This is a genomic window from Quyinboa ferrireducens (genome assembly GCF_042436675.1).
Taxonomy (GTDB): domain Bacteria; phylum Bacteroidota; class Bacteroidia; order Bacteroidales; family UBA5342; genus JBHJHP01.
Window position 1 is genome coordinate 337,996 of record NZ_JBHMVA010000001.1, and the last position, 15,663, is coordinate 353,658.

Annotated in this window: 14 protein-coding genes; 12 read left to right on the forward strand and 2 right to left on the reverse strand. The window is 40.5% G+C overall.

Annotated features, from left to right (window positions below; all coding sequences use genetic code 11):
* Positions 1 to 200 precede the first annotated feature (200 nt).
* From ACE01N_RS01285 to deoC, 4 genes are all read left to right on the forward strand, one after another.
* A complete protein-coding gene (locus ACE01N_RS01285; protein ID WP_380584037.1) occupies positions 201 to 1,223 on the forward strand; it encodes a LacI family DNA-binding transcriptional regulator in 1,023 nt (340 codons plus the stop codon).
* A 22-nt stretch (positions 1,224 to 1,245) separates the two neighbouring features.
* Complete coding sequence (locus ACE01N_RS01290) at positions 1,246 to 2,703, forward strand: tagaturonate reductase (RefSeq protein WP_380584039.1); 1,458 nt, start codon at positions 1,246 to 1,248, stop codon at positions 2,701 to 2,703.
* Between the two features lie 29 nt (positions 2,704 to 2,732).
* A complete protein-coding gene (locus ACE01N_RS01295; RefSeq protein WP_380584041.1) occupies positions 2,733 to 4,223 on the forward strand; it encodes a UxaA family hydrolase in 1,491 nt (496 codons plus the stop codon).
* A gap of 243 nt (positions 4,224 to 4,466) precedes the next feature.
* Entirely contained in the window at positions 4,467 to 5,378 is a 912-nt protein-coding gene (gene deoC, locus ACE01N_RS01300; RefSeq protein WP_380584043.1) for a deoxyribose-phosphate aldolase, read from the forward strand.
* Between the two features lie 273 nt (positions 5,379 to 5,651).
* Here deoC and tnpA read toward each other — a convergent pair whose 3' ends face one another.
* Positions 5,652 to 6,113 carry an IS200/IS605 family transposase gene (tnpA, locus tag ACE01N_RS01305; protein ID WP_380584045.1) on the reverse strand — a complete coding sequence of 154 codons (462 nt, stop codon included), beginning with the start codon at positions 6,111 to 6,113 and terminating at the stop codon, positions 5,652 to 5,654.
* Between the two features lie 202 nt (positions 6,114 to 6,315).
* Here tnpA and ACE01N_RS01310 point away from each other — a divergent pair, with 202 nt between their 5' ends.
* From ACE01N_RS01310 to groL, 6 genes are all read left to right on the forward strand, one after another.
* On the forward strand, positions 6,316 to 7,566 hold the full coding sequence (locus tag ACE01N_RS01310; RefSeq protein ID WP_375727973.1) for a sigma-54 interaction domain-containing protein: 1,251 nt from the start codon (positions 6,316 to 6,318) through the stop codon (positions 7,564 to 7,566).
* The gene (locus ACE01N_RS01315; RefSeq protein WP_380584047.1) at positions 7,566 to 8,072 is read left to right on the forward strand and encodes an LptE family protein; all 507 of its coding nucleotides are present in this window, start codon (positions 7,566 to 7,568) and stop codon (positions 8,070 to 8,072) included. Before ACE01N_RS01310 ends, ACE01N_RS01315 begins: the two co-directional genes overlap by 1 nt.
* Positions 8,072 to 8,908, forward strand: a complete 837-nt coding sequence (locus ACE01N_RS01320) for a hypothetical protein (RefSeq protein ID WP_380584049.1) — start codon at positions 8,072 to 8,074, stop codon at positions 8,906 to 8,908. The genes ACE01N_RS01315 and ACE01N_RS01320 overlap by 1 nt, the downstream gene beginning before the upstream one ends.
* Before the next feature lie 5 nt (positions 8,909 to 8,913).
* Positions 8,914 to 9,258 (forward strand): preprotein translocase subunit SecG, encoded by a 345-nt coding sequence (secG, locus tag ACE01N_RS01325; RefSeq protein ID WP_375727970.1) that lies wholly within the window; start codon positions 8,914 to 8,916, stop codon positions 9,256 to 9,258.
* A 160-nt stretch (positions 9,259 to 9,418) separates the two neighbouring features.
* Complete coding sequence (locus tag ACE01N_RS01330; protein ID WP_375727969.1) at positions 9,419 to 9,688, forward strand: co-chaperone GroES; 270 nt, start codon at positions 9,419 to 9,421, stop codon at positions 9,686 to 9,688.
* Between the two features lie 21 nt (positions 9,689 to 9,709).
* Positions 9,710 to 11,341: a chaperonin GroEL gene (gene groL, locus ACE01N_RS01335; protein ID WP_375727968.1), complete on the forward strand. Its 1,632-nt coding sequence runs from the start codon at positions 9,710 to 9,712 to the stop codon at positions 11,339 to 11,341.
* Between the two features lie 92 nt (positions 11,342 to 11,433).
* Here the strand turns inward: groL and ACE01N_RS01340 are convergent, their stop codons facing one another.
* Positions 11,434 to 12,336: a helix-turn-helix domain-containing protein gene (locus ACE01N_RS01340; protein ID WP_380584052.1), complete on the reverse strand. Its 903-nt coding sequence runs from the start codon at positions 12,334 to 12,336 to the stop codon at positions 11,434 to 11,436.
* Between the two features lie 163 nt (positions 12,337 to 12,499).
* On the opposite strand from ACE01N_RS01340, the gene ACE01N_RS01345 reads away from it, so the two are divergent.
* Together ACE01N_RS01345 and ACE01N_RS01350 are read left to right on the forward strand one after the other, a co-directional pair.
* A complete protein-coding gene (locus ACE01N_RS01345; protein ID WP_380584054.1) occupies positions 12,500 to 14,218 on the forward strand; it encodes a hypothetical protein in 1,719 nt (572 codons plus the stop codon).
* A 12-nt stretch (positions 14,219 to 14,230) separates the two neighbouring features.
* On the forward strand, positions 14,231 to 15,637 hold the full coding sequence (locus ACE01N_RS01350; protein ID WP_380584056.1) for a rhamnulokinase: 1,407 nt from the start codon (positions 14,231 to 14,233) through the stop codon (positions 15,635 to 15,637).
* Positions 15,638 to 15,663: the final 26 nt, after the last annotated feature.

Genomic DNA, 15,663 nt, shown 5'->3' on the forward strand with positions numbered 1-15,663 from the left:
CAATTTAAATCCAAACTAAATAAATGTTTCGCAAAATTTGATATTGTTGATAATAAGGTTTTTAAAAACATTTTATGGAAAGTTTCAATCATAGTATTTAGGTTAATACCGCAATTTAATGCAAATTATTAAAAATATTTGCGTAAAATTTCGCAACATATAATAAAACACCATACATTTGCAGTGTAAAAACAAAGAACATGATACGGAAAGCAGTTTCACTTAAAGATTTGGCACAGGAACTAAATGTTTCTGTATCTACCGTGTCAAGGGCATTAAAGAATCACCCTGATATCAGCCAGGAAGTGATTGATAAGGTAAAAGCGTTAGCAAAAGAACGAAATTATCGTTCCGCAAATTTTGCGGAAACAACTCATCTTACCAGCACCAAAGCCATTGGTGTTATCGTTCCAAACCTTGAGCGCAGCTTTTATTCATCTATTATCAGTGGTATTGAGAATTATGCCAAGCGTAAAGGATACTTTATCATAATAGCTAATTCCCGCGAATCGTACGATAAAGAGAAGGAATGTGTTGAAAACCTGATAGGTCTCAATGTAGAAGGCCTGATCATGTGCCTGTCTCAGGAAACACAGGATAACTCACATTTTGACCTTGCAAGAAGCAAGGATATTCCAGTGGTATTTTTTGATCGCGTTTGCAGGACCAATGAGTTTTCTTCTGTGGTAGCCAATAATTCAGAGGCCGCAAAGGATTTAACAAATCATTTATACGAAACCGGAAGCCGCAGAATTGCACACATTGCCGGTCCTAAAAAACTTTCGATTACGCGGGATCGTGTTTCGGGTTATCTGAGTGGATTACAGGAAAATGATCTGAAATACAATGAAGAACATCTGGTGTATTCAGATCTGACACCTGTCGGAGCTAAAAAAGCAATTGATAAGCTGATGAAATCAGCCGAAACGCCTGATGCCATTTTTTGTGTAAACGATACAGTGGCGTATGTGGTGATGAAGGAATTAAAGGAACGTGGATATAAAATTCCCGAAGACATTGCAGTTACAGGTTTTAATAATGAACTGCATTCCGATTTTGTGGAACCAACATTAACTACGGTGTCTCATCCCACCTTTGAAATGGGAGAGGAGACAGCCCGTCTGCTGATTCGTCAGCTACAGTCAGAACACAAACATTCACCACGGCAGATCGTGATGAAGACAGAGCTTGTGATCAGGGAATCGTCGATTAAGAACATGTAAAAAATATCAAAAAGAACTCATTATGAAATTGAACAGGAAGATTAAAAACATTGAGAAGGCACCGGAGCGGATAATTCAATTTGGAGAAGGCAACTTCCTTCGTGCTTTTGTGGACTGGATGGTTGATGAGATGAACAGAAAAGCCGGATTTAACAGCAGTGTGGTTTTGGTTCAACCCATAAATTTCGGAATGGTGGATAAACTGAATGAACAGGATGGACTGTATACATTGGTTTCAAAAGGAATAAAAAACGGAAAAGCCCTGAAAGAATCACAGGTTATTGGTTCAGTTTCAAGAGGTTTAAATCCGTATACGCAATACGATGAATACCTGAAGCTGGCAGAGAATCCGGATATGCGTTTCATCGTTTCCAATACAACTGAGGCAGGTATAACATTCGATGCAAAGGATAAGCTGAATGATCAGCCGGCATCTTCTTTTCCTGCAAAACTGACGGCCTTACTTTATCACCGTTTTAAAACATTCAGTGGAGATGCTTCAAAAGGATTTATCATTTTGCCTTGCGAACTCATTGATCGGAACGGGGATAAACTGCAGAAATGTGTCAAACAATACTGTGATTTGTGGAGCCTTGATCGTGAATTCATCAACTGGCTGGATACGGCAAATGTATTCACCAACACGCTGGTCGATCGCATCGTTCCCGGGTTCAATCCTGAATCTGCCAAAGAGGTAAAAGAGAAAGAAGGATATGAAGATAATATGGTGGTTGACGGTGAGCAGTTTCACCTTTGGGTCATTGAAGGTCCGCAATGGATCAAAAATGAAATCCCTGCTGAAGCGGCTGGTTTGAATGTATTGTTTGTGGATGACGTAACACCATACCGTACCCGTAAAGTACGTCTGCTGAACGGTCCACATACGGTTATGACACCTGTAGCTTATCTGTGCGGAATTGAATATGTGGGTGATGCCCTGGAAGATGAGTTGATGGGACAGTTTATCCTGCAAACCATAAACAACGATATCATTCCGGCACTGGATATGCCTAAAGAGGAACTGGAAAAATTTGCGGCAGAAGTTCTGGACAGGTTCCGCAATCCTTTTGTAAAGCACGCGTTGATGAGTATCTCGCTGAACTCAATCTCTAAATTTAAAGCACGTGTGCTTGATACGATAAAGGAATTCAACGCCAAATACAACGAACTGCCGAATAATCTCGTTTTATCACTTGCAGCCATGATGGCATTTTACAAAGGTGAATTCAATGGTAAAGCCATTACTTTGAAGGATACCGACTATGTACTGAGCTTTTTTAATACCAACTGGAAGAAACTCGAAAATAAAGAGATGAACCTCGATGCTTTTGTTCAGGTGTTTTTAAGCAACCAGATGATCTGGGGCGAGGATCTGACAAAAATCGAAGGATTGTGTGGGCGGACAGCATTTTACCTCGATAAAATCATTCATGAAGGCATGGAAGAGGTGGTAAAATCAGTTATTTCTATTGAAGCATAAACAATAATTCAGCGTACAAACATATTTCAATGTCAAAGCATATTTTAATTGATCCTGAGGATAATGTGGCTGTTGCACTGGCTGATCTGGCCAATGGCACAGAGGTGGAGTTGAACGGGAACAGGATTATTTTGAAAAGTGACATCCCAAGAGCACACAAGTTTGCCATTGCCGATATAAAAAAGGATGCCCACATTATAAAATACGGGTATCCCATCGGACATGCCACTGCTGAAATTGCACAGGGTGATCATGTGAACGAAAAAAATATCAAAACAAACCTTTCGGGAGTACTGGATTATAAATTCAATCAGTCGCTTTCGGATGTGGAATATCCTCAACGCAATCTCACCTTTAAAGGCTATAAGCGAAAAAATGGTGATGTAGGGATTCGGAATGAATTGTGGATTGTGCCGACAGTTGGCTGTGTAAACGGCATTGGAGACCGTATGCTCAATGCCTTAAAAGCTGAGGTAGGCGACCTAAAAGTTGATGGCATTGAAATATTTAAGCATAACTACGGGTGTTCCCAGTTGGGTGATGACCACGAAAACACGCGTAAGATTTTAAAAGATATAGTGCTGCATCCTAATGCAGGTGCAGTATTGGTACTGGGATTGGGTTGCGAAAACAACCAGCCCAAAGATTTTAAAACATTTCTTGGTGATTTTGATGAAGATCGTGTAAAGTTCCTGGTGACGCAGGAAGTGCAGGATGAATTTGAGGAGGGGATGAAAATACTGCGCGATCTGTATGCCAAAGCCGGTACTGACAAACGGGAAGATGTTCCCTTGTCAGCACTGAGGCTTGGTTTAAAATGCGGTGGTTCGGATGGTATGTCCGGTATAACGGCCAATCCGTTATTGGGTAAATTAACCGATATTCTTGTGAGTCAGGGTGGAACAGCTGTCTTAACAGAGGTGCCGGAGATGTTCGGTGCGGAAACTATTTTAATGGACCGGTCAAAAGATGCAGCAACCTTTGATAAAACGGTTCATCTGATCAATGATTTTAAAGCCTTTTTCATAGAAAACAAACAACCAATTTACGAAAATCCATCACCAGGAAATAAAGCAGGAGGTATATCTACGCTTGAAGAAAAATCGTTGGGTTGTACGCAGAAGTGCGGAAAGGCAACGGTGAATGATGTGTTGATGTACGGTGACCGGATTTCTGTTAACGGACTGAACCTGCTCAGTGCTCCTGGAAACGACCTGGTAGCCAGTACAACCTTAGGTGCAGCAGGATGTCATATGGTGCTGTTTACCACGGGAAGAGGAACACCGTTTGGAAGTTTTGTTCCCACTATGAAAATATCTTCCAACACACCGCTGGCACAGAATAAGCCACACTGGATAGATTTTAATGCAGGACCGGTTGCAGATGAGGGTAAATCGCTGGATGATCTGGCAGAAGAATTTCTGGCATACATTTTAAAGGTGGCAGAAGGAGAAAAGGTAAATAATGAAAAATACGGATACCGTGAGATTTCCATATTTAAATCTGGTGTAACATTATAGTTTTATTCATAATAAATGTTTGATTAATACTTAGATTGCCTTTGGACAGCTACAAAAACCCTTCGAATGCTCGAAGGGTTTTTTGCTGAAATACAAGCAGGAGTGCTACAGCTCGACCGAGGGCTTCGTTTCAAACGAAACCCTCGGTAAAAAAACGAAACCCTCATTACCAAACATCATGTACTTCACGAGGACTTCGTTGAAAACAAAAATATTCCCTAATTTTGCCGCAAATTATTTAGCATGAAACACGAGGAAATAAATAAAGAGTTATCCAGTAAAATATTGGATTGCCTCACACAGTACAGGTTTAAAGCTGATGAAGCCACAATAGACAAGGAGCTGAACGGCATTAAGGCCAAAGTTGATGAAAATAAGTCAAAAGATGTTTATAAAACCATTTTCAGTCTGATTGATCTGACAACGCTTAATGTACAGGATAACAAGACGCGGATCAATGCCTTTGTGAATAAAGTTAATCAGTTTCAGTCAAATTTTAAGGATGTACCCAATGTAGCTGCTATCTGTACCTGGCCATCCTTAATTGGTCAGGTTCGGGACACACTGAACGTTGAAGGAGTTTCGTGTTGTGCTGTTTCTGCCGGTTTTCCGGAATGGCATACCTTCACAGAGGTAAAAATTGCAGAAACCAGTCTGACCATTATGGATGGTGCCGATGAAATTGATATTGTGATCAATGTCGGAGAATTACTGGATGAAGATTATGATAATGTTTTTGATGATATTTCAGAAATCAAATCAGCCTGTGGCGAAAAAAAGCTGAAGGTTATTTTGGAAACTGGTGCGCTTAAATCCACGGAAACGATTAAAACAGCTTCCATTATTGCCATGGAAGCCGGCGCGGATTTCATCAAAACATCAACAGGTAAAATTTCTCCTGCTGCTACACCTGAAGCATTTTTGGTGATGGTGAAAGCCATAAAGGAATTTGGAGAGAAATCGGGAAAGAAGATTGGAATTAAACCAGCAGGTGGAATATCCACCACCGAAGAAGCATTGCTCTATTATACCATAGTAAAAGAAGTATTAGGTAAAGAATGGCTGAATAATAAATTCTTCAGAATCGGAGCCAGTCGCCTGGCCAACGATGTGCTGGGACAGATTACAGGAAAAGAGGTTAGCTATTTTGGATAACTTAATTTCGTCCCTACGGGACTTCAATTTTTCGAATACGAAATTCTACCAACATTTAAGCCCTAGCGGGCTATTTAATTTACATGTCTAAAGGTTGATTTCATCCAAGGCGTCTTTTGCTTAAATTAATATTTATCCGATAAATCGAACAATTATACAGAGATAAAAAATCGTAATTCATTATTGCAGTTTTTTCCATTGTCCTGTAAGGACATAATGTCGGTAAAAATAAATTCTCACTTTTTTATCAAGTGCCGTAGGTACGAAATAGTTTCATCTTATTTCACGGAATATATATTTGGGATCATAATCTATTTTAAATTCATTTAGAAAATCTATGTATTCTTCCCTAAATGATTTTCGTCGGTGATGTTCCTCTTGACCTTTTATGTAACGAATTATTCCGGATAATTGTGATTTACTGTACGAAAAGGCGCCATAACCTTCTTGCCAGGAGAATTTCCCTTTGACCAATTTTCTTTCATTAATCCATTTTGAAGAACTCCCTTTTATATCCTTCATTAATTCTGATAATGATTGTATCGGTCGCATGCCGAATAATACATGAATATGGTCAGGCGTTCCGTTTATTTGCAATAATTTATGTTCATGGTTTTGAATTATACCTGTTATGTACCTGTAAAGTTCATCTCGCCAACCAATGTGTATTAATGAAAGTCGGTTTTGCACGCCAAATATTGCATGAATATGAATTTGAGTGTAAGTATTAGCCATGATGAATTGGTTTTAAGGTAATTACGTCCCTACGGGACTTTATTTTACTAAATTACTATATTCCACCAACATTTAAGTCCTAACGGCTATCATATTTTCATATCTTTTCGCTAAAAATTTTTAAAATGTACCGGCTTAATGCGGCTGAAAACTGAATTATTGTAAATTTGTCATGCTTTACTGAAAAAATTTCAGTCTCACTATGAATATTCAACAAGTAAAACAACGATTTGGTGTTATTGGTAATGCCTACGGACTGAACCGCGCCATTGATATAGCTGTACAGGTAGCATCTACGGATCTTTCGGTTTTAATTACGGGTGAAAGCGGAACAGGTAAGGAGATTATTCCTCAGATCATTCATCAGTATGGTTCGCGTAAGCATGGCGCCTACATTCCGGTTAACTGTGGTGCCATTCCTGAAGGAACCATTGATTCAGAATTGTTCGGTCATGAAAAAGGAGCATTTACCGGTGCGCATACCGATAGAAAAGGATATTTTGAAGTAGCCGATGGAGGAACCATTTTTCTGGATGAAGTAGGCGATTTGCCGTTGTCAACACAGGTAAGGTTATTGCGTGTGCTTGAATCCGGTGAGTTTATTCGGGTTGGATCATCCAAGATACAAAAAACCGATGTGAGGGTGGTTGCAGCTACTAATCTGAATATGGCCAAAGGCATTAAAGAAGGAAAATTCAGGGAAGATCTGTATTATCGTTTGAATACCGTACCTATCTCCATCCCTCCGTTAAGGGAAAGAACCGATGACATTGTATTGCTGTTTAGAAAATTTGCTCAGGATTTTGCCGAAAAATACCGCATGCCGAATATCCGGTTGACAGAAGAAGCTAAAAATCTGCTGATTCAGTACCGCTGGCCTGGAAATATTCGCCAGCTGAAAAACGTGACTGAACAGATTTCGGTGATTGAGCCGAACCGGGAGATTACTCCGGAAATTCTAAGACAGTACATTCCGTTTGACAGTCACGATCAGCTTCCTGCACTTTACAATGCTGACAAAAAGGAAGAAAAAACCTTTCATTCCGAGCGTGAAATTTTGTACCAGATTCTGTTTGACATGAAAAATGACATGAACGATCTGAAAAAGCTGGTTCATGAAATTATTGATAAAGAGAATATTGATGTAACAAAACTTGACAAAGATAAATCCCGTATTCTGAATACCCTTTCAGAGAAGAAGGATGTGCATTTGTCTCATTTCAGTAAACACGAGGAAGAACCGATTCATATAGAAGAACATTCCAATGGCGACTATATTGAAGATACCGAGGTATACGTGGAAGAATCCCTTTCTTTAATAGATAAGGAGATAGAATTGATAAAAAAAGCATTGGAGAAACATAACGGAAAACGGAAAAATGCGGCTCAGGAATTGGGGATTTCGGAGCGGACGTTATACCGAAAAATTAAAGAATACGACATAGACCAGTGATGAGAAAATTATTCATATTTGTCATAAGTGTGCTGATTTTAACTCAATGCAAAATCAGTTATAAATTTACAGGTGCATCCATTGATTATACCAAAGTTAAAACAATGTCTGTGGCATTGTTTCCAAATGAAGCACCGTTGGTTGCCGACCCGGGATTAAGTCAGGCTTTTACAGAGGGGTTGAAGGATTATTTTATGAAACAGACGCGTCTGGATCTCAAGGAAAATAACGGTGATTTACAGTTTGAAGGGGAAATTACAGATTATACCATTAAACCGCAATCCATTCAGGCTGATATGACGGCTGCCCAAACCAGGGTAACGATGAAGGTGAATGTGAGGTTTATGAATATAACTGATCCGGAGCAGGATTTTGAAAAAAGCTTTTCTGCGTATGTGGATTTCGACAGTTCAGAAAACTTTGAATCCATTAAGGAAACGATCAGGGAAGAACTTCTGGATCAGATCTTCGAAGATATTTTTAACGAATCTGTGGCAAACTGGTAGTGAACAAAGGAGAATTCATAGCATATCTGAAAGAACCGGCTTCAATAACACCTGAAGTCGCACCCCAGCTTAAAGAGCTTTTAAAGGCCTATCCGGCTTTTCAGACCGGACATGTGCTGCTTTTAAAAAGTTTGTATGAAACCAAAGATGTGTTATATGAAAAGTATCTGACAAAGATTGCTGCTTATGCAGGGAACAGGGAATTACTATATGATTATATCCTGGGGACTCCGGATATAAAATCTGTTGAACCGGGGCTAAAGCCGGTTGAAATAAGTAAAGAAGAAAGAAATCAACAGCAAGAGACTCCTGAGCAGGAGTTCGAGCAACAGCAAGAGGTTTTTCAGGAACCAAAAGCGGCTAAAGAAAACACATATTTTGACTCTGTTACCATATCAAACGATTATTTCAACATCTCAAAAATTACACGCGAAGGAACTTCCGGAGATAAGTTTGATGGTGTTCATTCATTCGCCCAGTGGCTTGATATTATGAGTCATAGGCCAAATGAAGCTGATGTGGATGAAGAAAAACCGGTTCAGCCAAACAAAAAATGGGAGCTGATAGATAACTTCATTAAAGAAACACCGGCATTCACTGCATCCAGAGAAAAACCTGTGGATAAAGACGGTGTGGTTCAGGATTTGAGTGCCAAATCGGTATCCGATAGCGATGAATTTATGACCGAGACACTTGCAAGGATATATATCAAACAGAGAAACTTTGAAAAAGCACTGCAGATATTTAAAAAGTTAAGTTTGAAATATCCCGAAAAAAGTATTTACTTTGCGGGTCAAATTAAAATTGTAGAGCAATTAAAGAATAACGAAAAATAATCACAATGTATCTTTTAATATCAATTCTTATTTTCATTGCAGCAGTTTTACTGATACTGATTGTATTGGTTCAAAACTCAAAAGGCGGAGGTTTGGCATCCAACTTTGCATCATCAAACCAGATTATGGGTGTGAGAAAAACGACAGATTTCCTTGAAAAGGCAACATGGACCTTGTCTATTGCTATTCTTGTTTTGTGCATTGCAGGCGCAGCAGCTATTCCAAGAAGCAGCGGTCAGGCTGAATCGGCTATTCAGGAAAGAGTAGAACAGACAATTGATCCTAACCAGGTTCCTCAATTCCCGACAGAAGCTCCTGCTCTGGAAGAACAGGATTCAGATACGGAATAAGAGATATAAGTAAAAATATCAAAATGTCAGACTGTCATACAAGTCTGACATTTTTTTTGTCATTATTTTATGAAAGTGTCAGAATACGGTTTGGCATACAATGTGATAAGAAGATGACCGGTTTCAAAAATAAAATGTTTAACTCTAATAATAACAAAAGATGAATATCAAACCATTAGCAGACAGAGTTGTAATTAAACCTGCCGCTGCAGAAGAAAAGACAGCAAGCGGAATTATTATTCCGGATTCAGCCAAAGAAAAACCACAAAAAGGTGAAGTTGTAGCAGCCGGTCCCGGTACGAATGATGAAGCAATGGAAGTTAAGGTTGGTGATACCGTTTTGTACGGTAAATATGCCGGTACAGAACTGACACTTGATGGAGAAACTTACCTGATAATGAGACAATCGGATATTTTAGCTATTGTTTAATAACACAAAATCAAAATAAAAATGGCAAAAGAGATTAAGTTTAATATTGAAGCCAGAGACAACCTGAAAAGAGGTGTGGACATTCTGGCCGATGCAGTTAAAGTTACTTTAGGCCCCAAAGGACGCAACGTAATAATTGAAAAGAAGTTTGGCGCTCCTCAGGTTACAAAAGATGGTGTAACTGTTGCAAAAGAAGTAGAACTGGAAGATGCATATGAAAATATGGGAGCACAGATGGTGAAAGAAGTTGCTTCTAAAACCGGTGACGATGCCGGCGATGGAACAACAACTGCAACTGTTCTTGCTCAAAGCATTATTTCTGTTGGTCTTAAAAACGTGACTGCAGGTGCCAACCCAATGGATTTAAAACGTGGTATTGATAAAGCTGTAGGTCTGGTTGTTGAAAACATTAAGAAACAGTCCAAACCATGCGATTCCCGCGAAATGATCCAGAACGTGGCTAAAGTATCTGCCAACAACGATGAATCAATAGGTAAGTTTATTGCCGATGCTATGGATGTTGTTGGTAAAGAAGGTGTGATAACCGTTGAAGAAGCCAAAGGTATTACGGATGAACTGAAAACTGTTGAAGGGATGCAGTTCGACAGGGGTTATATTTCTCCTTACTTCATTACTGATACCGAAAAAATGGAAGCCGATCTTGAGGCACCATACGTTTTGATCCACGATAAAAAGATCTCTACCATGAAAGATCTTTTACCGGTTCTGGAACAAACTGCACAGACCGGCCGTCCATTGGTAATTATTGCTGAAGATGTGGATGGTGAAGCACTGGCAACTCTTGTTGTTAACCGTTTAAGAGGATCTTTAAAAGTAGCTGCTGTTAAAGCACCTGGTTTTGGTGACCGCAGAAAAGAAATGCTGGAAGATATCGCTGTATTAACCGGTGGTGTTGTCATCAGTGAAGAGAAAGGTTTGAAGCTTGATGCTACGACCTTGGATATGCTTGGTGAAGCAGAAAAGATCACCATTGACAAGGAAAACACGACCATTGTAAACGGATCTGGTGATAAAGATGCCATTACTGCCCGTGTGAATCAGATTAAAGCGCAGATTGAAACAACCACTTCTGATTATGATAAAGAAAAACTTCAGGAACGTCTGGCTAAACTGGCTGGCGGTGTTGCTGTTCTTTATGTAGGAGCTGCTACTGAGGTTGAAATGAAAGAGAAAAAAGACCGTGTTGACGATGCATTGCATGCAACGCGTGCTGCCGTTGAGGAAGGAATCGTTCCTGGTGGTGGTGTGGCTTTGGTTCGTGCTATTAATGTTCTTGATGGTGTTCAGGGCGAAAACGATGATGAAACAATCGGTATTGAAATCGTTAAGCGTGCTATTGAAGAACCAATGCGTCAGATTGTAATCAATGCGGGGCAGGAAGGTGCTGTTATTGTTCAGAAAGTTAAAGAAGGTAAAGACGACTTTGGCTACAATGCCCGTACTGATGAATATCAGAAACTGTACGAAAGTGGCGTAATTGATCCTGCAAAAGTAACACGTATTGCTCTTGAAAATGCAGCTTCTATCGCAGGCATGTTCCTAACAACAGAATGTGTTTTGGTTGACATAAAAGAAGATGTACCACCAATGCCTGCAGGCGGCATGGGAGGCGGAATGCCAGGAATGATGTAATAATCAGAAATGCTTAAAATAAAAGAGAGCTGTCTTGTTAAGGCAGCTCTTTTTGCATTCTTGGTTCTTGTGTCTTGATACTTATATCTGAATTACGCAATACTCATATTTTTTCTGTAATAGGTTGGTGGCATATTCAGCTCCTGTTTGAATACACGCGAAAAATGGTGGAGGTCGTAGAAACCGCATTCCCTGGCAATCTGTTCGATGGTGTAAGTTGAATGATGCAATAACGTCAGTGCCTTTTCAATGCGTTTTTTCTGAATATATTTCTGTACACTAAGACCCACATTTTCACGAAATAAGCGTGCAAATGAATTGGTTACCAGGTTCACTTTTTGAGCCAGTTCTTCGTTCTGTATATTGCGGTGCAGATGCGTTTCAATAAATGCAAGGGTATCATCTATCCGCTCATCGTAATGTGTCAGTATCCAGCTCTTTTGAGGCAGAGAAGCCACTGATTCCATGATTACATTATATATTTTAGTAGTTATATGAACCGGAATGGAAACATGGTCCTTTAGTAGATGATGCCGTATTGTTGTGATATTTTTCCGCAACTGATCGGTTACCGGAATTTTATAGATCCCCGGTTCACAATCATCACGGTTGATCCCAAGGTTGAAGTGTATGAATAAATGGTCAAATGTGTCCGGTTCGTGATGATGAATCTCGTCCATAGAAGTAATTCGTGAACCATCAATTATATTCAAATCGGAATTATTGCCGGACGTCAGAATTGAGTATGGAGTATTAGGTGGAATCAACAGTGACTGATCCTTATTCAGTTCATATAAACAGCCTTCCAGTTCAACAAACGCCCCCGGCAATTCATTATGGTAAAAGCGCCAGAAAGGTGCAGACAAATTTCTGACATTCCAGTTGTGAAATTTCCAGTACCTGCAACAATGCAGTTTAATTTGAAAGGTTTCAAATTGTTGCCTGACATCTGAAGGGTCAATGTGATGGTCAATAATTTCATTAAACGGTTTCATTGGCAGTAATCATATTCTGTAAAACATGCTTTAATGTTTAAATTGTACACATTTAAGATTTTTATATGCAACAATATATAAGCTTTAAACACTTAATTTTGAACTTCAATAAATAGTGATGTAATCAATCAGTTGTTTAATAATTACAAAATTAAAATATATCATGGGAAAAGCAGTCAGACTCTCTGAAAGATTTTCAGAAACACGAAAAAGCAGCATTAATATCGGTGTGTGTGCTGCATGTGATCCAAGGATTGATGATGATGCACGAATACGTACGCAGAACATCGTAGATAAAATAGCGGGTGTTATTTCTGAACGAGTTAAGGTTCCGGCTAATGAAACAGTAAATGTTGTTTGGTCCCCGATATTAATCGACGGCGAAAAGCAGGCCGATGAAGTGGCTCGTCAGTTTAAGGATGAGGGTGTAAATATTGTGGTGTGTACACCTGATACATGGGCCTTTCCTCAGCTGACCCTGATGAGTTTAATGGCACATTTTCCAAAGGACACACCTTTAAATATAACCTGTGGTAACAGTGCACCGAAACCGGGCGTGGTATTTGCTCATGCTGTTAATGGTGCATTTGCACAACAGGGCCGGTTGACCCATCTGAATGTTGGCAGCTGGGATGACAACGGATTGGATCCTGCCATCAAACCCGAAACACTGGATCAGTTGATTGACTGGTGCTATGCAGCTGTAACTTATGTTGGTCTGAAAGGCAGGCGGGTGGTTTGTTTTGGACACGACTCCATGGGCATGGAAACAGCTTTAACCCATGTAAATGCAACCCGCAACACATTTGGTCTGGAGGTGACCAGGCTGGATATGAAATTGCTGGCAGATAAACTGAACAAAAAAGATTACGATAAAGAAGAACTGAAGGCCTTAAAGAACTGGCTGGAATCCAATTTGAAATCTATTGACAAGTCACAACAAGGTGCCGAAGAAAAGCTGGATCAGTCGCTAAGTATGTACCTGATCATGCGCGATCTGCTGACCGATCTGGATGCGGTTGGCGGTGCATTTATGAACCAGCTGGAATGGGGAAGCGACCGTCGTGGCATTCCATTGCCAATTTGCGATATGGCCGAGTCATTGTTTAATTCAACCTTCGACCATAACGGAGCCAAATTTGCGATGCCATTTGGAACAGAGGCAGATATGCAGGGAACGTTGACCATGTTGTTTAAAACATGGTTGTCAGGAGGAAATCCTCCGTTGTTTATGGACTTCCGGAAAGTGTGGGAACCGTGGGAACTGAAGAAAAAAGTGGAGGAGCTTGGATTGAAAGTTACAGGTAACGAGCTATGGCTGCAAAAAGGTTTGGTTGACGGCGACAACTCCGGATCAGCCAGTCTGAACTGGGCAGGCTTACCGGGTGAAAAGGCAGAAGCTTTGCTGAAACGAATCACTATGCCGGGAGCAGAATTGTATTATTTCCCGGGTGGAGGAAACAGTGTTAACTTCGTATCTCCAGGTGGTATTGACGGTATTGCCAGCCGCTTAACCTACTCAGAATTAAATGGCATGTTCAGCCTGATATGGGATGAAGCAACCACAGTGGATCTTCCAAAAGAAATGGAAACCTTTATTTCCAACAGTTCCAATGTCACCTGGCCACATACGTGGGTAGTTCCGAAATATGCCACCATGGCAGAATACAAACAGTATGCACCGGCTAACCACTTCCACATGACCGCCGGATTGAAACCAGCTGTTCTGCAATACTGGATGGATCTTACCAATGTGTTATCGGTTGCGCCATGGCAAAACAGAGCCAGTTTAATAGAGGGTGTAGATCGTCCGGTTCCGTTGATGCATCTTATAAACGGCGGAGAATACGAAGCAAAAAAACTGAGAAGTAAAGGATTCTAAATACTATTGGGTATGGATCAGTTTTCATGTCTGGCAATCGATATGGGCGCCGGTAGTATCCGGATCATGCTTGGAGAGTTTTCCGCTAAACTAACCCTGACCGAGGTGCACCGCTTTGCCAATGAAATTATATTTGAAAACGGACACGAGCGCTGGGACCTGGTCCGAATTACCAATGAGATTAAAAAGGGACTGGAAAAGGCTGCCAAACTATCGGTTTATCCAATTCAAAGTGTGGCTGTTGATTCCTGGGGTGTGGACCATGTTTTTCTTGATAGCGATTTGAAACCTTTAGCCAATCCTTTTGCATACCGCGATAAGCGGACAGATGGCATGCTGGAAAGGTGGGAGAATGAATTTCTGTCAGCGAAAGAAACATTCGAACGAACCGGTATCAACTTTTATCCGTTCAACACGCTTTTTCAGTTTCTGTCGGTTAAAGACAAATCAGAATTTGCACATGTCAGGGCTATTCTTTTTATGGCCAACTACATAGCATTTTATTTGAGTGGTGTTTTAAATAACGAGCTATCGTTATGTTCCACATCGCAAATGATACATATTACAACGAACACATGGGATGAACTTATCCTGAAAAAACTGGCGCTTAAGTCAGATCAGTTTTCTGAACCACAACGTTGCGGAACGGTGATTGGCAAAGTCAGATCCGAATTTAAGCTGTCGAATGCCAAAGTTTGTCTTGCACCTTCACACGATACCGCATCAGCCATTGAAGCCATTCCTGCCACTACAGATAATTATGCTTATATATCAACAGGGACCTGGTGTATCATGGGCATGAAGAGCACAATGCCAATCACTATTGAGCTGGCTTTTACCGAAGGTATCACCAACGAGATTACGTCGCCGGGGAATATTAAGGTGCATAAAAACGCCATGGGTTTGTGGCTGATCCAGAAACTTAAGGAGGAGCTGTTCCCGGATTTATCGTATGGTGAACTGGAACAACGCATTTCAGGATTCGGGTCAAGCGGTATAACCATTGATCCGAACGACAACAGGTTGTACAATCCTGGAAGCATGAAACTGGTATTTGATGAATTGCTGTCTGAAGCAGGTTATCAGCCGTTTAAAAATCCACTGGAGTATTTCTGGTGTGCGTACGAAAGCCTTGCGGCATCTTTCAAAGAAATTCTGGATGTCCTGATTAATCTCAGAAACCGAAAGTTCGACTGCCTTCATATGCTTGGCGGCGGCATTCAGTCGCAATTGCTGTGCCGGTTAACGGCAAAATCAGTAGGAATTCCGGTTCATGCAGGACCGGTGGAGGGAGCAACCATTGGGAACATGTTATGGCAGAGCGTGGCGATGGGGTATGCCAGTTCCATTGAAGAGGCTCATAAAATAGTAGGGAAATCATTCGGGATTAAAACATATAATCCTGAAAAGGAAGATTAGAAATAAAATATGTACATTGATGAGTT